The sequence below is a fragment of the Mesobacterium pallidum genome, assembly GCF_019966535.1.
Lineage (GTDB): Bacteria > Pseudomonadota > Alphaproteobacteria > Rhodobacterales > Rhodobacteraceae > Mesobacterium > Mesobacterium pallidum.
Window position 1 is genome coordinate 136,626 of sequence record NZ_JAIMID010000013.1, and the last position, 18,288, is coordinate 154,913.

Consider the following 18,288-nt stretch of genomic DNA (forward strand, 5'->3'; position numbering starts at 1 on the left):
CCGCCTGCCCGGACCCCTTGAGGAAGAGCAAGGCAAGATGACCCAATTGCGAACATGGACCGACCGGATTTCGGGCTGGGCCAACCACCTGTCGGCGGCGCTGCTGCTGTCGATGTTCGTGGTCTTCATCCTTCAGATCCTGTTTCGCTACGTGCTGGGCCTGCCGGTGCTCTGGACCGTGGAATGGGTGACCATCGCCTGGCTCTGGGGGATCCTCTTCAGCTTTACCTTCGTGATCCGCACCTCGGACATGATCCGGCTCGACATCCTTTACAACGCCGTGCCCCGCGCGGGGCGGCGGGCGATGGATGTCTTTGCCGGCCTGACCACCGCCGCGATCTTTGCCTATACGCTGCCCCATGCCTGGGATTACGTGACCTTCATGGGGATCGAGCGGACGGCCGCCTTCCGCTGGCCCTTCGACCTGGTCTTTGCCATCTACATCCCGTTCCACGTCGCCGTGATCATCCGGATGCTGCTTGTCGCCTGGGGCGGCATCGCCGGCTCGCGCCGGCCCGAAGACCTGGTCACCGACGCCGAAAGCCACGATTATGATTGATCCCTTCACCCTGTCGATGGTCCTGATCGCGGCGCTGGCCCTGTCGGGCCTCAGCGTCGGACTTGCCATGATGAGCGGGTCGTTCCTGTACCTCATCATGATGGACATGCGCATGCCGCGCGGCTTCGACCCGTCCATCGCGACCGAGCAGCTGCTGCAGGGCCTCTACAACGGCTACACGCTGCTGGCGATCCCGCTGTTCATCTTGGCCGCCGACATCATGAACGTGGGCAGCCTGGCCGACCGGCTGCTGCGCTTCTGCCAGGCCCTGGTGGGCCGGTTCCGCGGCGGGTTGGGGCATGTGAACGTGGTGAGCTCGGTGATCTTTTCCGGCATGTCCGGCTCGGCCGTGGCCGACGCGGTGGGCATGGGCAAGATCATCATCGGCTTGATGACCCGCGACGGAAAGTATACGCCGGCCTATGCCGCCGCGATCACCGCCGCCACCGCCACCGTCGGCCCGATCATCCCGCCCTCGATCCCGATGGTGCTTTACGCGCTCGTGTCGGACCAGTCGGTCGGCTATCTTTTTGCCGCCGGCATGTTGCCGGGCCTGCTGATGGCCCTGTCCATGGGCATCATGAACTACATCATCGCCGTGCGCCGGGGGTTCCCGGTGGACGAGGCCGTCCCGGCCCGCGAACTGCCCCGCGTCACCCGCGAAGCCTTCCCGGCGCTGATGCTGCCCGTCATCCTGCTGGGCGGGATCTACGGCGGCATCATGACCCCGACCGAGGCCGCCGCCGTCGCCGCCGCCTATGCGCTGATCATCTCGGTCGTGCTTTACCGTTCGGTGTCGCTGGCCAGCTTCTGGGGCACGCTCAAGGCCGGGTCCAAGTCGGCCGGCTCCATCGGCATCCTGATCGCCGGGTCGATCACCTTCAACTACGTGATCACGCGCGAGAACGTCCCCAACGACCTCGCCGCCTTCATGAACGGGTTCGACCTGTCGCCCACCGGCTTCCTGATCGCGATCAACGTGCTGCTGTTGCTGCTCGGCTGCGTGCTGGAAGGCGGCGCGATCATCCTGATCGTCATCCCGATCCTCATCCCGACCGTGCAGGCCATGGGCATCGACCTTGTCCATTTCGGCGTGATCGCCGTCGTGAACGCCATGCTCGGCCTCATCACGCCGCCCTATGGCCTTCTCTTGTTCATCGTCTCGAACGTCACCAACCAGCCGGTCGGGCGCATCATCCGCGAGGTCTGGCCCTTCATCATCGCGCTGCTTGTCGCGCTGGGGATCATCACTTTCGTGCCCGATTTCGTGCTATGGTTCCCCCGACTGCTTGGCTACCAGGGATAAGCCGATGAAAACCTCGATCGCCACCGTTTCGATCTCGGGCAACCTGCGCGAAAAGCTGGACGCCATTGCCAAGGCGGGGTTCGACGGGATCGAGATCTTCGAACAGGACTTCATCGCCGACGAGGCCGGCCCGCGCGAGGTCGGCCAGATGGTGCGCGACCACGGGCTCGAGATCACGCTGTTCCAGCCGTTCCGCGATTTCGAAGGGCTGCCCGAGCCGCTGCGCGCCAAGGCCTTCGACCGGGCCGAGCGCAAGTTCGACCTGATGCAGGAGCTGGGGACGGACCTTGTCCTGATCTGTTCGTCCTGCCACCCCCGCGCGCTGGGCGGCATCGACCGCGCCGCCGCCGACCTGCACGAACTGGGCGAACGGGCGGCGAAGCGCGGCCTGAAGGTGGGGTTCGAGGCGCTGGCCTGGGGCCGCTACGTCAACGACCACCGCGACGCATGGGAGATCGTGCGGCGGGCGGATCACCCGAATGTCGGCGTGATCCTCGACAGCTTTCACACCCTGTCGCGCGGCATCGACCCCGAGACGATCCGGCGCATTCCCGGCGACAAGATCTTCTTTGTCCAGCTGGCCGATGCGCCGGCGCTGGACATGGACCTGCTGTACTGGTCGCGCCACTTCCGCAACATGCCGGGCGAGGGCGACCTGCCCGTGACCGATTTCATGCGCGCGGTAACGGCGACGGGCTATGCCGGGCCGATCAGCCTCGAGATCTTCAACGACCAGTTCCGGGGCGGCGACACCGCGACCTTGGCCCGCGACGGCCACCGCTCGCTGATCGCGCTGATGGACGACGTGCGCCGAGCCGAGCCGGACCTGCCGGTCGCCATGGATCCCATGCCTGCGCGGATCGCGGCCAAGGGCGTCAGTTTCGTCGAATTCGCCACCCGCGGGGCGGAGGCCGAGACGCTCGCCAAGGTTCTGGCGAGCCTTGGCTTTGCCCATGTCGGCACCCATCGCAACAAGCAGGTCACGCTGTGGCAGCAGGGCGAGATCCGCATCGTGCTGAACAGCGAGACCGAAGGGCACGCGGCCCATGTCTGGAACGCGCGCGGCACCGCCGTCTGCGATATCGGCCTTCAGGTGCCCGACGCGGCCGAGGTCGTGGCGCGGGCCCGGGCGCTGGGGTCGGAACCCTTCAGCCAGCCCGCCGGGCCGGGCGAGCTGCCCATTCCGGCGGTCAGGGGCCTGTCCGGATCGGTGCTGCATTTCATCGATGACAGCGCGGACCTCAGCGCGGTCTGGGACCTCGAGTTCGGTGCAAAGGGCTCGCCCGCGGGCGCCGGGCTGACCCGGATCGACCACATGGCGCAGACCATGAGCTACGACCAGATGCTCAGCTGGACGCTGTTCTACACCTCCCTCTTCGACATGAAGAAGTCACCCATGGTCGACGTGATCGACCCCGACGGGCTGGTCCGCAGCCAGGCGGTCGAGACGCGCGATGGCGCGCTGCGGGTCACGCTGAACGGGGCCGACACGCACCGGACGCTGGCGGGGGCCTTCCTCGAGGAGACATTCGGCGCCTCTGTCCAGCACGTCGCCATGGCGACGGATGACATCTTTGCCACGTTGGAGCAGCTCGAGGCGCTGTCGTTCAAGCCGTTGCCGATGCCGGGCAATTACTACGACGACCTGGCCGCGCGGTTCGACCTGCCGGCAGGCCTGCTGGACAAGCTCAAACGGTTCAACGTGCTCTACGATGCCGACGATCGGGGCGATTTCTTCCAGTGCTACACGTCGGCCTTTGCCGGCGGGCTGTTCTTCGAGATCGTGCAACGCTCCGGCTATCGCGGCTACGGCGCGCCCAATGCGCCCTTCCGCATCGCCGCACAGAAGCGCCTGAGACGCGCCAAGGGCATGCCGACCGCCTAGCCCTCGCTGGGGTAGCTGATGATCGACAGGTAGCGGATCGGGAATTGCACCAGCCGTTCCGGCCCGTGCGGCGCATCGGCGTCAAAGAACAGCGTGTCGCCGGGTTCAAGCGGGTAGAGCTCGGCGCCATGGCGGTAATCGACCTTGCCCTCGAGCATGTAGATCATTTCGATCCCGCTGTGCTGGAAGGTCTTGAACGTGTCGGATTCCGAGTTCAGCTCGATCAGGTAGGGCTCGACGATCACGCCGCTGGAATTGGCGCCCAGATGGCCCAGCAGGTTGTACTGATGACCGGCGCGGGTGCCCGCGCGCTCGATCTCGACGCCCTTGCCGGACTTGGTGTGCACCGCCTCGCGCTTTTCCTCGAACCCCTTGAAGAAGGCGGTCAGCGGCACCGACAGCGCCTGCGCCAGCGTCTGCAGGGTGGTCAGCGACGGAGAGGTATTGCCGTTCTCGATCTTGGACAGCATGCCGATGGAAATACCGGTCAGGCGCGACAGCTCGGCCACGGTGATGTTCTGCTGCTTGCGGAACGACCGCACCTCGCGGCCGATCGCCACCTCGAGCACCATCTCGCGGTCCTCGCGCAGGCGGTGCGGGTCCTGGGTCAGCTTGCTTGTCTTGGCGGCATCGGTTGGCTTGGTGCGTGTATCCGGCATGGGGTCTCTTTGCACGGGAAGTGGTGGGACGAGTCTAAGCGCGGCTTTACCCGTTGGCAAATTTGTTTCCTGTGTATTGGGACTTGGGTGCCGCCGCGTCACCCGGGAAAGCGTGCCCGCGTGCGGTTGGCAAAGGCGACGAGGCTCAGCATCACCGGCACCTCGACCAGCACGCCGACGACCGTGGCCAGCGCCGCGCCCGAGTTGAGGCCAAAGAGGCTGATCGCCACGGCCACGGCCAGTTCGAAGAAGTTCGAGGTGCCGATCATGGCGCAGGGGGCGGCGATGCGGTGCGGCACCTTCAGCGCCCAGGCGGCACCATAGGCGATGGCAAAGATGCCGTAGGACTGGATCAGGATCGGCACGGCGATCAGCGCGATCACGGCGGGGCGGGCCAGGATCGTCTCGCCCTGGAGCCCGAAGAGGATCGCGACGGTGGCGATCAGGCCGATCACCGACAGCGGTTTCACGCGGGCGGTGAAGGCGTCGATAGCGCCCTGCGACCCGAGCAGCCGCCGCGTGATCAGCCCCGCGATCAGCGGCAGCACGACGTAAAGCACGGTGGCCAGCACCAGCGTCTCCCACGGCACGGTGATCTCGGTCACGCCCAGCAGGAAGGCGACGATGGGCGCGAAGGCCACGACCATGATGAGATCGTTCACCGAGACCTGCACGAGGGTATAGGTCGCATCCCCGCGCGTCAGCTGCGACCAGACGAACACCATGGCCGTGCAGGGCGCCGCGCCCAGCAGGATCAGCCCGGCGGTGTATTGCGCCGCGTCCTCGGGCGCGATCCAGGGTGCGAAGACATGGTCGAAGAACAGCACCGCCAGCAGCGCCATGGTGAAGGGTTTGATCAGCCAGTTGACGGTCAGCGTGACCAGCAGCCCCTTTGGCTGGCGCGCCACGCCCGCCACGGCGCGGAAATCGACGCCGACCATCATCGGGTAGACCATGGCCCAGATCAGCACCGCGACCACCAGGTTGATCGACGCGACCTCGGCCGCGGCAATCGCCTGCACGAGGCCGGGGGCCATGAGGCCGACCGCGATGCCGCCCACCATGGCCAGCGCGACCCAAAGCGACAGCAGGCGTTCGAAGCGGCCCATCGGGGCGGTGGCGGTGTCGGTCATCGGGGGGCCTCGCAGCTGTGACGCCCCTTGGCTAGGGTCCCGGCCAGGGGGCGTCAAGCGCCCCCGTCAGATCCGCATGCGCGGCACGTCGTTCGGGTCAAGCCGCAGCTCGATCAGCAGCGGGCGGTCGCGGGTCTCGATGGCCTTGATCGCGGTATCCAGCTCTTGGTTCGAGGTGACGACAAAGCCTTGCCCGCCCAGGGACGTCGCCACCTCCGCAAAGGACGGCCAGTCGAACATCGACAGGCCGGGGTCCATGCTGCGGTCGAGGAACTGGATATGCTCGGCTCCGTAGGCGCTGTCATTGGCGACAACGACGATCAGGTCCTGTTTCAGGCGCACGGCGGTGTTGAACTCGTTCACCCCGCCCATCATGAAGCCGCCATCCCCGGTGAACAGCACCACCGGCCGGTCGGGCGCGGCGATCCCGGCGCCGATGGCGACTTGCAGCCCCAGCCCGATGGACCCGAAGTTGGTCGTGGCGATGAAGCTTTTCGCATCGGGGGCCGAGATCCGGCACCAGACCTCGGTCATGAAGCGCCCGCCATCCGTGGTCAGGATGCGGTTTTCCGGCAGGGCAGGCTCGAGCCGCTCCAGCGCCTCGACGAAGTTGATGAAACCCGCGCCGGTCTTGCCGGGCGTGGCGACCGGGTGGCGGGTCAGCTCCTCCATGTCCAGCTCTTTGGAAAAGCCGGTCGGCGCGATCTCGGCCTCGTCCAGCCACCAGGCGATGTTGTCGGCGGTCAGCCCGGCATCGGCGATCAGCGCGGCGTCGGGGTGGTAGTTATGCGCGGCGGCTACGGGATCGTCGTTGATCTGCACCACGCGCTTGCCCTTCATCAGCTTGCCCTGGTCGGTGGTGAACTGGTTCAGGCTGGTGCCGAAGGCGACGACGCAATCGGCCTTGGCGATTACGTCATAGGCGGCGGGCGTCGAAAGCGTGCCGAAGATGTCCATGTTCGCCGGATGACCCCGGAACAGGCCCTTGGCCTTGAGCGTGGTGGCCAGCGGCGCCTCCATCCGTTCGGCCAGCTTGACGATCTTGTCCTTCGCGGTGATCGCGCCGACGCCAGCGAGGATGATCGGCCGCCGGGCCGAGGCGATCATGCCCACCGCCTCGTCCAGATCATCGCCCTCGGGCACGTAGGACGGCGCGCCGTACTTGGGGAAGACGTGCTTTTCATGCGCCACTTCCTGCCACATGAAATCGGCCGGCATGTTCAGCACGATGGGCCGCCGTTCGACCCGCGCGCGGTGAAAGGCATGGGCCACGTCGTAGCTGGCGGTCTGGGGCGAGCGCATCTGCTCGAACCCCGCGCCGGTGACCTTGACCACCTCGCGCTGGTCGATGTTCTGCAGGTTCTGCGGCGTCATCATCGCCGTGTCGCCGGCCAGCAGCACCATGGGCACGTTGGCCCGCGCGCCTTCGACCAGGGCTGTGACGCAATTGGTCAGCGCGGGGCCGTGGGTCACGGTCGCCACGGCCACCTTCTGCGCGATCCGCGCGTATGCGAGGGCCATCAGCACCGCGCTGCCCTCGTAGGCGACCGGCACGAAATTGCCGCCGCATTGGCGCACGTAGTGGTCGACCATGAACAGGTTGGCATCGCCCATCAGGCCGAACATCGTGTCCAGCCCCTGGTCCTGCACTGATTGCGCGATGGATTGGTAGGTGTAGCTCTTGCCGTCGGTCATGACGTCTCCCGGTATGTGGTGGTGGACCCCTGGGCGCCGCGCCGCGCACGGGACCGGCCCGCGCGGGGCAGGGCAGGGGCCTGTCCCGGCGCGATCATGGCGGTTACGGGTGTAACCATCAAGGCCGTGCGTCGGCTGACGCGGCGGAGCCGTCAGCCCTCGAGCGGCGCCACCTGCACCAGCGCCGTATGCGCGCTGCATCCCTGGCCAAGGCGCGAGGTGCCGACATCGGGCGTCAGCACGTTGGGGTTGCCATCGGGGTCGATGTTGCCGCCCGGATCGCCGTACCAGGCGCCGGTCGGCAGGGCGACCACTCCGGGCAGGATGGCGTCGGTGACATGGGCCCGCGCCCGCGCCGCGCCGCGTGTGTTGAAGACGCGGACCAGCGTGCCGTCCTCGATACCCCGGGCCGCGGCGTCCTTGGGGTGGATCGCCAGCGCCACGGGGCGCTGGCCGGGCACGTCGGCCAGCGCCGCCTCGAGCTGGCTGTGCAGCTTGTCCCCGGGCTGGGGAGAGACCATGTGCAGCGGCGTCTCGGGCGTGGCCCGGCCCATCCATTCGGCGGGCGGCAGCCAGGCCGGATGGCCGGGGCAATCGTCATAGCCGAAGCTGTCGATGGTGTCCGAGAAGATCTCGATCTTGCCCGAGGGGGTCGGCAGCGGATGCGCCTCGGGGTCCTCGCGGAAGGGTGCAAAGAGCGTGCGGTTCGGGCCGTCGGTCGTGATCGGCAGGCGCACCCAGTTCTGGTCGCGCAGGGTGTCGAGGTCGGGCACGTCGATGCCTTGCTCGTCGGCCAGGGCGCGGTACTCAGCGTAAAGCTCGGGGATCCACTGGTCGGCGGTCTTGCCCTCGGTGAACGTTTCGCCCGCGCCCAGCCGTTCGGCGAGGCCGGCAAAGATCGCGTAATCGTCCCGCGCCTCGCCCACCGGCGGGATCAGCGCGGGCATGTGGAACAGGTAGTCGTCCATGCTGGTGCGGCCGATATCCTCGCGCTCGTAGGGCGTTGTGGCCGGAAAGACGATGTCGGCACGCTTGGCGGTGGCGGTCCACCACGGCTCGTTGACGATGATCGTCTCGGGGGTTTGCCAGGCCTCGTGCAGGGCGTTGAGGTCCTGGTGGTGGTGATAGGGGTTGCCGCCGGCCCAGTAGACCAGCCGGATGTCTGGGTAGGTCCGGCGCTGCCCGTTGAAGTCATAGGGCGCGCCGGGGCGGCGCAGCATGTCGGCGATGCGGGCGACGGGGATCGTGTCGGTCACCGGGTTGGTCAGCTGCGAAAAGGTCATGCCGCGCAGGCCCATGACCGATTTGCCGACCCCGCCGATCGCGCCGTAGCCATAGCCGACGCCGCCGCCCGGCAGGCCGATCTGGCCCAGCATGGCGGCCAGGACTGCGGACATCCAGAACGGCTGCTCGCCATGCTCGCCCCGTTGCAGGGACCAAGCGACGGTGATCAGCGTGCGGGTCGCGGCCATGCGGCGGGCGAGGGCGCGGATCGTCTCGGGGTCGGTGCCGCAGAGGGGGGCGGCCCAGTCCGGGTCCTTGGGCTGGCCGTCCACCTCGCCCATCAGGTAGGGCCGGAAGCGGTCGAAGCCGACGGTGTAACGCGACAGGAAGGCATGGTCGGTCAGACCTTCGGCTTCGAGCACATACGCCAGCGCCAGCATCAGCGCGGTGTCCGAGGCGGGGCGCAGGGGCAGCCAGTCGCAGCCCGTCGGCGCGTCGGTGCGCTGCGGGCCGATGTTGAGCCGCATCATCCCCTTGGCGGCAAAGCGGTCGAACCAGGGGCCGGTGTCATGTTCGGTGATCCCGCCCATCGAGACCTGCGCGTTTTTGGGGTTGATCCCGCCGAACATCACCAGCGTCTCGGTGTGGTCATGGATGGTCTGCCAGCTGTCCTGGTGCTCGTAAAGCAGCGCCAGGAAGTTGACGCCGAAGACATGCGGCATGATCGACTGCGCGCAGCCGGTGGAATAGCTGCCGAAGGACGCGACATAGCCGCCGATGCTGTTGAGGAACCGGTGCACCTGGCTTTGCGCATGGTGGAACCGCCCGGCCGAGGACCAGCCGTAGGAACCACCGAAGATGGCGCCGTTGCCATGGTCGCGCTTGATGCGGGCGATGTCGGTGGCGGCGATGTCCAGCGCCTCGTCCCAGGGCAGCTCGACGAAGTCGTCGGAGCCGCGGCCCTTGCCGCCCTTGCCGTCGAGCCATCCGCGCCGGATCGACGGGCGCGCCACGCGGTTGCGGTGGTGGACGGCAGCGGGAATCGCCTGCGGGATCGCGGTGGGGGCCGGGTCGTGGGCGAAGGGGCGCACGCCGGTGATCCGGTCGCCGGTCGTTTCGACCTCGAAGGCACCCCAGTGGCTGGTGGTGACGCGGGTCAGGCGGGGACTGTCGTCGGGCATGGGGCCTCTGCCGGTTGGGGCGGGGTGGCCCCGCTGTCGGCCCCGAGCCTAGTGCAGCGGCGCGCCCCGGTCCATCCGGCGCGCGCCTGTCAGGTCAACTGGGCTTACGGCGCGGGGTGGCCGCGCCGCCGCGCGGGGCGCCGGGTTTGCCGGAGGGCTTGCCAAAGCTCTTTCCCGCGGGCTTGCCACCGGGCTTGCCGAAACTCTTGGCCGCGCCGGGCTTGCCGCCCGGTTTGCCCGGACCCTTGCCGAAGGCCGGCTTGCCTGCCCTTGCCGAAGGCTTGCCGGGGCGCTCCATCCGCTGGCTGGTGTCGCGGGCCTTGGCCGGATCGGGCCGACTGGGGGCGGCATCCGCGCGGGGCGCGGGCTTGGCGCCCGCCGGCTTCGCGGCGCGGGGCTTGTCGTCGCGCTTGTCGTAACGCGGCTTGTCCGGGCGGGGTTTGTCATCCCGCTTTTCATACTTCGGCTTGTCCCATTTCGGCTTGTCGCCGCGCGGCTTGTCATCGCGCTTTTCGTACCGGGGCTTGTCGTCCCGTTTCTCGGAGCGGGGCTTATCCTCGCGGGGTTTGTCATCCCGCTTTTCGTATGCCGGTTTGTCGTCCCGCTTTTCATACCGGGGCTTGTCGCCAAAAGACGGCTTCGGGCCGCGCGGGGCGCCCTGCGCCGGGGCCTCGGCCGGGCGCACGGTGATGCCGTCCTGGATCTCTCCGGTGGGCCCAAGCGCGGCCTGGAATTTCGCCACCTCGCCCTCGGCGATCTCGACGAAGGTTTCGCTGTCCTTGACCCGGATCGCACCGATCGCGTCCTTGCCCAGGTCGGCGGTGCGCAGGATCATCGGCAACAGCCAGCGCGCCTCGGCCCGGTCGTTGCGGCCGACCGACAGGGCGAACCACTGGCTGGGGCCGAATTCCTTGGTCTCGCGCTTTTTCGGTGCGGTGTCGGGATCCTGCAGGTCCTCGGGCGCGGAGTTGCGCGCGTTGTGCAGGCGCAGGAGGGCGCCGGCGACCGCCTCGGGGCCGTGGCGCTCCAGGAGCTTGGCGGCAAAGGCGGCCTCTTCCTCGGTCAGCGGCTCGGCAAAGGTCGGCGCCTCGAGCAGTTTCTGCTCGTCGCGCGCGATGATGTCGTCGGCCGAGGGCGGCACGCCCCATTCGGCATTGATCTTGGCCCAGCCCAGCAGGCGTTCGGCCTTCTTGACCTCGCGCGGGGGGACGATCAGCGCGCAGATGCCCTTGCGCCCGGCGCGGCCCGTGCGGCCCGAACGGTGCAGCAGCCCCTCGGTGTTCTTGGGCAGGTCGGCGTGGATCACGAGGTTGAGGTTCGGCAGGTCGATCCCGCGCGCCGCCACGTCGGTCGCCACGCAGACCCGCGCCCGGCCGTCGCGCATCGCCTGCAGGGCATGGCTGCGCTCGGACTGGCTCAGCTCGCCCGAGAGCGACACGACCGACAGGCCGCGGTTGTGCAGCCGCGCGGTCAGGTGGTTCACCTGGGCGCGGGTGTTGGCAAAGACGATGGCGCTTTGGTCGTCGTGAAAGCGCAGCAGGTTGAAGATGGCGTGATCGGCGTCCGGCGCGGCCACCCGCAGCGCCTTGTAGGCGATGTCGGCATGCTGCTGCGCCTTGTCGATCGTGTTGATCCGTTGCGCGTCCTTCTGGAACTCTTCGGCCAGCTTGGCGATCACCGGCGACACGGTGGCCGAGAACAGCAGCGTGCGGCGTTCGGCCGGGGCGCTTTCGAGGATGAACTCGAGATCCTCGCGGAAGCCGAGGTCGAGCATCTCGTCCGCCTCGTCCAGCACCACGGCGCGCACGTCCGACAGATCCAGCGCGCCGCGTCGGATGTGGTCGCACAGGCGCCCGGGCGTGCCGACCACGATATGCGTGCCGCGTTCCAGCAGGCGCCGTTCCTGGCGCACATCCATGCCGCCGACGCAGGCGTTCACCATGGCGCCGGTCTTGCCGTAAAGCCAGCGCAGCTCCTGCATGACCTGGAACGCCAGCTCGCGCGTGGGCGCGACGATCAGCGCCAGCGGGGTGCCGGCGGGGCCAAAGGCGGTCTCGTCCCCCAGCAGCGTCGGCGCGATGGCCAGGCCAAAGCCCACCGTCTTGCCCGACCCGGTCTGGGCCGAGACCAGCAGGTCGCCGTCGCCGACATCCGCGGCGGTGACGGCCTGCTGCACCGGGGTGAGTGTGTCGAAGCCGCGCTCGGCCAGCGCTTCCGAAAGGGGGGTGATCATGGGGGTCGGTTCCGAAGAGGGATCGGCGGGCCTTCAGGGCGGCCGATGGAATGGGGCAAGTCGCGCACATAACGGGTTGCGCGGCGAAAGTATACAGCGAAATCGTCGGGGCGGGTTGCAGCCCGTGCATGGCTGAAGCCGGCGTGCCGGCACGGGGCGGCGGCCTACGATCTTGGTGCCGCTAGGCCGCAGGTTCTGCCCATGGTAGTGTCGCGCGGCGAGGCTGTGGGAGGACGGCATGCGCGACACCGACCATGTGGACGAGATCGACCGCGTGCTGCGCGGGTTCGAGACCGGGCGCGACCGCATCGTGGCCGACAGCTGGCGGCGCTGTGTCGAGACCTACGGCATGGACCCGACGCGGCCCGATCCGGCGCATATCGTGACCGAGACCGAGCTGCGCGAGCATCGCGAACAATCCGAGCGGCTGATCGCCACCGCGCGGTCGGGCCTGCAGGCACTGTTCCGTCACGTGGCCGGGCACAATTACGTGCTGCTCCTGGCCGATGCGCAGGGGGTCTGCGTGGATTTCTTCGGCGATCCGCGGTTCGAGGACGAGCTGCGGCAGGCCGGGCTCTACCTCGGGTCCGACTGGACCGAGGACCTGGCGGGCACTTGCGGTGTCGGGTCCTGTATCGTGACGGGCGAGCCGATCACCATCCACCAGGGCGACCATTTCGGCCTGTCGCATGTGCCGCTGTCATGCACATCGGCGCCGATCTTCGACACCAAGGGAGAGTTGTCGGCCGTACTCGACATCTCGCTGCTGCGCTCGCCCTCGCCGAAATCTTCGCAGAACCTGGCCATGGGGCTGGTGACCGCCTCGGCCCGGCGGGTCGAGATGGCGAACCTTATGGCGATGACGCGGCGCGACTGGGTGCTGCGGGTCTCGACCAGCCCGGAATTCCTCGAGGTCGATCCCGAGGCCGCCGTGGCGCTGGACGGGTCCGGGCGGATCGTCGGCATGACCTCGGGCGCGCGGCGGGCGCTGGACCCGGAGGGGTGGGGCAAGCTGATCGGCACGCGGATCGACGACTGGCTCGAGGTGACGGTGGACGACATGCCCGACCTCATGCGCGGCCGCCCGACCGAGGACCGGGTGCTGCGGCTCAAGGACGGGCGGGGCCTGTTCGGCCATGCCATCGCGCCGCAAAGCGCGCGGGCGGCAGGGCTGCGGCGGCGTGAGCCGGAGCTGCCGGGCAGCTTGGGCAGCTTTGCCGGGCCCGACCCCGCGCTGGCCCGCGTGCTGGCGCAGACGGCGCGGCTGGCCGTCACGGGCGTGCCGCTGCTGATCCGGGGCGAGACGGGGACGGGCAAGGAAAAGCTGGGCCGCGCGATCCATGTCTGCGGCCCGCCGGGGCACGCCTTTCACCACCTGCGCTGCGCCTCGGGGCCGGACGCGGTGGCCGCGCTGAACGCGGCAGCACCCGGCACGCTGCTGCTGCGCGGGGTCGAGGACCTGACCGATGCGGCGCAGGAGGCGCTGCTGGCGCTGCTTGACCGCCGCGCGGACCTGCGCGTGGTGGCCACGACCCGCGCCGATCCTTCTACGCTGGCCGAGGAGCTGCGCGCCGATCTCTTCCACCGCGTCGCCGGGGCGGTGATCGCGCTGCCACCGCTGCGCCACCGGGCCGATTTCGACTGGCTGCTCGACCGGTTGCTGCGCGTCCGCTCGGCCGGGGACACGCGGCTCACGCCCGCCGCCCGCGACGCGCTGAAGTCGCGCGACTGGCCGGGCAACATCCGCGAGCTGGAACAGGCGCTGGACGTCGCGCTGGCGCTGGCCGAGGGCGCGGTGATCGACCTGCCGGACCTGCCGCCGCCCGTGCATTGCCCTTCGCACGGCGCGCCCCGGCCCGAGGAGGACCTCGAGGCGGTGCTGAGCGCCTGCGGCTGGAATATGTCGCAGGCGGCTCGGCGGCTGGGGGTCAACCGCTCGACCGTGCTGCGCCGCTGCCGCAAGGCCGGGCTCACCCCGCCTGCCTGACCCCACCCGCCTGACGCACCCCAGTTGCGCCGCTGTTGCGCGCGCAACGCCCGGACCCGCCCCGTGCCGTTTTCGGGCCCCTGCAGGCCCGCCGCCGTTGCCGGACCCCGGCCCGTCCTGCCAGCCTCACCCCCGGAGGAGATCCAACAACACGAGAGGAGGAGTGAGATGCTCGATTCGACATTGGTCACGCAGGTGCAGGCGTTCCTGGACGATTTCGGCGGCGCGCTGGAAAGCGGCGACATCGCCGCGGCGCAACAGATGTTCCTGGAGGAGTGCTACTGGCGCGACCTGGTGACGTTCACCTGGAACCTGAAGACGGTTGAAGGCCGCGACCAGGTCGGCGACATGCTGCGCCACCAGCTGGCGACGACCAAGCCTACCGGCTGGCAACTGGCCGAGGGCGAGATCCCGACCGAGGAGGACGGGGTGACCACAGCCTGGATCCGCTTCGAGACGGGTATCGCGCGAGGCTACGGCCTGATGCGCCTCAAGGACGGCAAGATCTGGACGCTGCTGACCACCATGGCCGAGCTGAAGGGACACGAGGAGCCCAAGGGCTTTGCCCGCCCGCTGGGCGCCAAGCACGGCGCCGGCAAGAACCGCGAGACCTGGGCCGAGGAGCGCGCCCGCGAGGCGGCCGAGCTGGGCTACACCGAACAGCCCTATGTCCTGATCATCGGCGGCGGGCAGGGCGGCATCGCCCTGGGCGCCCGGCTGCGGCAACTGGGCGTGCCCACGATCATCGTGGAACGCAACGACCGACCCGGCGACAGCTGGCGCAAGCGGTACAAGTCGCTCTGCCTGCATGACCCGGTCTGGTACGACCACCTGCCCTACATCAAGTTCCCGGAAAACTGGCCGGTCTTTGCCCCCAAGGACAAGATCGGCGACTGGCTCGAGATGTATACCAAGGTGATGGAGCTGAACTACTGGACCCGCACCACCGCCAAGTCGGCCGAGTTCGACGAAGCAAAGGGCGAATGGACGGTCGTGGTGGATCGTGACGGCGAAGAGGTGGTGCTGCGCCCCAGGCAGCTGGTCATGGCGACCGGAATGTCGGGCAAGAAGCGGATGCCCGATTTCCCGGGCATGGACGTCTTCAAGGGCGTGCAGCAGCATTCGTCGGAACACGAGGGCCCGGACCAGTGGACCGGCAAGAAGGTCGTGGTCGTCGGGTCCAACAACTCGGCCCACGACATCTGCGCTGCGCTCTGGGAGCACGACGCGGACGTCACCATGGTGCAGCGCTCCTCGACCCATATCGTGCGCTCGGACAGTTTGATGGAGATCGGGCTCGGCGCGCTCTATTCCGAAGAAGCGGTCGCCGCCGGGGTCACCACGGAAAAGGCCGACCTGATCTTTGCCTCGCTGCCCTACCGCATCCTGCATGAATTCCAGATCCCCGCCTACGAGGCGATGAAGGAGCGCGATGCGGCCTTCTACGAGGGGCTGGAAAAGGCGGGCTTCTGGCTCGATTGGGGCGACGACGGATCGGGGCTGTTCATGAAGTACCTGCGGCGCGGGTCGGGCTATTACATCGACGTGGGTGCCAGCCAGCTGATCATCGACGGCGAGATCAAGCTCAAGCGCGGGCAGGTCGAGAGCCTCGATGAGACGGGGGTGAACCTCGACGACGGCACGCATCTCGACGCTGACCTCGTGGTCTATGCCACCGGCTACAATTCGATGAACGGCTGGGTGGCCGACCTCATGGGCAAGGACAAGGCCGATCAGCTTGGCAAGTGCTGGGGCCTCGGGTCCGACACGACCAAGGACCCGGGCCCCTGGGAGGGCGAGCAGCGCAACATGTGGAAGCCGACCCAGGTGGAAAACCTCTGGATGCACGGCGGCAACCTGCACCAGTCGCGGCATTACTCGCAGTTCCTCGCCCTGCAGCTCAAGGCGCGGATGGAGGGGATCCCGACTCCGGTCTACGGGCTGCAGGAGGTGCATCACCTCGGCTGAGGCGCGTCCGGGCCTTTGCCCTCAGGTGAAGGCCCGGCAAAGCCGCGCGGCGGCGCTGACCCCGTCCATGAAGGTATAGGGCAGGGCGGCGTTCAGCCGGTCCACGATGGTCACCGCCCCGGCGCAGCCAAGGATGATGGTCGACGGGGCGGTTTGCAGCCGCTCGGTCGCTTTCGTGAATTCTCGCGCGGCGGCCTCCGGGTCATGTTCCAGCGTCAGCACGGGCACGTTGGCGGCGATCACTTCGCCCACGCGATGGGCATGGCCCTGCGCCGCGATATTGCCCGTGATGACCGGCAGCGCGGCGGCGACGGTGGTGATGACGGCGGCCTGTCCCGGCATCAGCCCGGCCATGATATAGCTCGCCTCGCCGATCCCCACGACCGGGCAGGCGGCCATGGCGCGGGCGGCATCCAGCCCGGTGTCGTCGAAACAGGCGATGATGATCGCCTCGGCGCCCTCGTCCGAGGCCTTCCGCACCAGGTCCAGCAGCGGCGGGATCGCCGCCTCGCCATCCTCGGCCCCCTCGATCGCGGGCGGGCCCAGGCGCGAGGTCCAGCCTTCGAACGCGATCCCCGGAGAGGCCGCGCGCGCCGCCGCCAGCGCGCTTGTCGTCATCGCCTCGGTGCTGTTGGGGTTGATCAGGACGACCGCCATCGGGTCAGACCATCCCCTTGCCCGCGTCCGACGTGGTGTCCTTGCGGCGCGACATCACCCAGACCAGAAGGAAGAACACGCCGATCACCAGGAAGGAAAAGATCGTCGTCAGCGTCCCCAGCGCAAAGATCACAGGCGTGGTGACGTTGGTCGTCATCCCGAAGATCTCGAGCGGCAGGGTATTGTAGCTGCCCGCCGTCAGCAGGGTCCGGGCAAACTCGTCGTAGCTCAACGTGAAGCCGAAAAGCGCGACCCCCAGCAGCGACGGCGCGATGATCGGCAGGACAACATGGGCAAAGGTCTGCCAGGCGGTGGCGCCTTGGTCGCGGGCGGCCTCCTCGTAGCTCTTGTCGAAGCGGTTGAAGACCGCGAACATGATCAAAAGGCCAAAAGGCAAGGTCCAGGTCAGCTGGCTGCCATAGCCCGAGCTGGCCCAATGCACCGGCAGGCCCAGCTGGTTGAAGATGAGGCCCACGCCCAGCGAGACCAGGATCGACGGGATCACGAGGCTGGCGATGGTCAGATAAAACAGCACGCTCGCGCCCTTGAACCGCTTGCGGAAGGCAAGCCCCCCCAGCACCGAGACGGTGACCGTGGTGACCATGACCATCAGCCCCAGCGCGAAGGACCGGCGGAAACTGCCCCAGATGTCGCCCACCGCCTGCTCCTGGAACAGGTCCCGGAACCAGTGCATCGACACGCCGTTCATCGGGAAGGTCAGGCCCCCCTGCGGCCCCTGGAAGCTGAGGATGCCGATGGTGAAGATCGGCCCGTAAAGAAAGAGCACGAACAGCACGAAGAAGGCTCCGAGCAGGTAGAAGGTGCGGCTGCGTTTTTCCATCTCAAAGCTCCTTGCGGATGTCGACGAGCCGCAGCAGCAGCGCGATCACGATGAGCACGGTGCACAGCAGCACCACGGCGGTGGCCGAGGCCGAGGGGTATTGCAACAGGCCGATGTCGTTGGAAATCAGCCGCCCCACGTTGGCCCGCTGCGACCCGGACATGAAGCGCACGGTGATGAAATCGCCCATCACCAGCGTGGTGACAAAGATGGTGCCGATCATGATGCCGGGTTTGCAGAGCGGCACGATGACATGCCACAGCGTCTGCCAGGCGCTCGCGCCGTTGTCATAGGCCGCCTCGATCAGCGCGCGGTCAATGCGCATCATCGAGTTGAAGATCGGCACGACCATGAACAGCGTGTAAAGGTGCACGAAGGCGAGGATCACGCTGAAGTCGGAAAACAGCAGCCATTCCAGGGGCTCGTCGATCACACCCCAGCTGATCAGCGTGGAATTGGCCAGCCCATTGCGGCCGAGGAACGGGATCCACGAGATCATGCGGATGATGTTCGAGGTCCAGAACGGGATCGTGCAGACCAGGAACAGCCCGATCTGCCACTTGAGGCTGCGCACCTCGAAGGCCAGGAAATAGGCCACGGTAAAGCCGATCACCAGCGTGAACGCCCAGGTGATCGCGGCGTATTTGAAGGTGTTCAGGAACACCGTGTAGGTGACGGGCGAGCCGAAAAGGAACTGGTAGTTGTCGAACTGGAAGGCGGGGTAGATCGAATATTCCGTCGCGCCCCAGAAGCTTACGATCACGATCATCGCGATCGGCGCCACGAGGAAGGCAAGCATCACGACGGCCATCGGCGCCGCCTGGATCCACGCCACAAGCTGCCTGCTCATCTCGGTGCCTCGCTGACGATCAACCGCATGGATCCGTCCTTCATCTTGCCAATAAACTCCGGGGGGTGCGGGGGGCTGGCCCCCCGCGGGTCGGGTGGTGCGGGGGCTGA

Annotated in this window: 13 protein-coding genes; 5 read left to right on the top strand and 8 right to left on the bottom strand. The window is 67.9% G+C overall.

Going from position 1 to position 18,288, the window contains the following annotated elements; translation table 11 throughout:
• Positions 1 to 37: 37 nt before the first annotated feature.
• From MF270_RS18495 to MF270_RS18505, 3 genes are read left to right on the top strand one after another with little or no spacing between them, the layout of a single operon-like run.
• Positions 38 to 559 carry a TRAP transporter small permease gene (locus MF270_RS18495; protein WP_238367261.1) on the top strand — a complete coding sequence of 174 codons (522 nt, stop codon included), beginning with the start codon at positions 38 to 40 and terminating at the stop codon, positions 557 to 559.
• Positions 552 to 1,865: a TRAP transporter large permease gene (locus MF270_RS18500; protein ID WP_238367262.1), complete on the top strand. Its 1,314-nt coding sequence runs from the start codon at positions 552 to 554 to the stop codon at positions 1,863 to 1,865. The genes MF270_RS18495 and MF270_RS18500 overlap by 8 nt, the downstream gene beginning before the upstream one ends.
• A 4-nt stretch (positions 1,866 to 1,869) precedes the next feature.
• Complete coding sequence (locus MF270_RS18505; RefSeq protein WP_238367263.1) at positions 1,870 to 3,750, top strand: bifunctional sugar phosphate isomerase/epimerase/4-hydroxyphenylpyruvate dioxygenase family protein; 1,881 nt, start codon at positions 1,870 to 1,872, stop codon at positions 3,748 to 3,750.
• On the opposite strand, the gene MF270_RS18510 is transcribed toward MF270_RS18505, so the two are convergent.
• From MF270_RS18510 to MF270_RS18530, 5 genes are all read right to left on the bottom strand, one after another.
• Positions 3,747 to 4,409, bottom strand: a complete 663-nt coding sequence (locus MF270_RS18510) for a helix-turn-helix domain-containing protein (protein WP_238367264.1) — start codon at positions 4,407 to 4,409, stop codon at positions 3,747 to 3,749. The genes MF270_RS18505 and MF270_RS18510 overlap by 4 nt on opposite strands.
• A gap of 98 nt (positions 4,410 to 4,507) precedes the next feature.
• Complete coding sequence (gene arsB / locus MF270_RS18515) at positions 4,508 to 5,542, bottom strand: ACR3 family arsenite efflux transporter (protein ID WP_238367265.1); 1,035 nt, start codon at positions 5,540 to 5,542, stop codon at positions 4,508 to 4,510.
• Positions 5,543 to 5,608: 66 nt separating this feature from the next.
• A complete protein-coding gene (locus tag MF270_RS18520; protein ID WP_238367266.1) occupies positions 5,609 to 7,237 on the bottom strand; it encodes a thiamine pyrophosphate-binding protein in 1,629 nt (542 codons plus the stop codon).
• Between the two features lie 152 nt (positions 7,238 to 7,389).
• Entirely contained in the window at positions 7,390 to 9,642 is a 2,253-nt protein-coding gene (locus MF270_RS18525; protein WP_238367267.1) for a molybdopterin-dependent oxidoreductase, read from the bottom strand.
• A 94-nt stretch (positions 9,643 to 9,736) separates the two neighbouring features.
• On the bottom strand, positions 9,737 to 11,875 hold the full coding sequence (locus MF270_RS18530; RefSeq protein WP_238367268.1) for a DEAD/DEAH box helicase: 2,139 nt from the start codon (positions 11,873 to 11,875) through the stop codon (positions 9,737 to 9,739).
• Positions 11,876 to 12,113: 238 nt separating this feature from the next.
• On the opposite strand from MF270_RS18530, the gene MF270_RS18535 reads away from it, so the two are divergent.
• Together MF270_RS18535 and MF270_RS18540 are read left to right on the top strand one after the other, a co-directional pair.
• On the top strand, positions 12,114 to 13,862 hold the full coding sequence (locus MF270_RS18535) for a sigma-54-dependent Fis family transcriptional regulator (protein WP_238367269.1): 1,749 nt from the start codon (positions 12,114 to 12,116) through the stop codon (positions 13,860 to 13,862).
• Between the two features lie 168 nt (positions 13,863 to 14,030).
• Entirely contained in the window at positions 14,031 to 15,830 is a 1,800-nt protein-coding gene (locus tag MF270_RS18540; protein ID WP_238367270.1) for an NAD(P)/FAD-dependent oxidoreductase, read from the top strand.
• Between the two features lie 21 nt (positions 15,831 to 15,851).
• On the opposite strand, the gene MF270_RS18545 is transcribed toward MF270_RS18540, so the two are convergent.
• From MF270_RS18545 to MF270_RS18555, 3 genes are read right to left on the bottom strand one after another with little or no spacing between them, the layout of a single operon-like run.
• Positions 15,852 to 16,487 (bottom strand): aspartate/glutamate racemase family protein, encoded by a 636-nt coding sequence (locus tag MF270_RS18545; RefSeq protein ID WP_238367271.1) that lies wholly within the window; start codon positions 16,485 to 16,487, stop codon positions 15,852 to 15,854.
• 4 nt (positions 16,488 to 16,491) lie between these two features.
• Complete coding sequence (locus tag MF270_RS18550; protein ID WP_238367272.1) at positions 16,492 to 17,328, bottom strand: ABC transporter permease; 837 nt, start codon at positions 17,326 to 17,328, stop codon at positions 16,492 to 16,494.
• A 1-nt stretch (position 17,329) separates the two neighbouring features.
• The gene (locus MF270_RS18555) at positions 17,330 to 18,178 is read right to left on the bottom strand and encodes an ABC transporter permease (protein WP_238367273.1); all 849 of its coding nucleotides are present in this window, start codon (positions 18,176 to 18,178) and stop codon (positions 17,330 to 17,332) included.
• Positions 18,179 to 18,288: the final 110 nt, after the last annotated feature.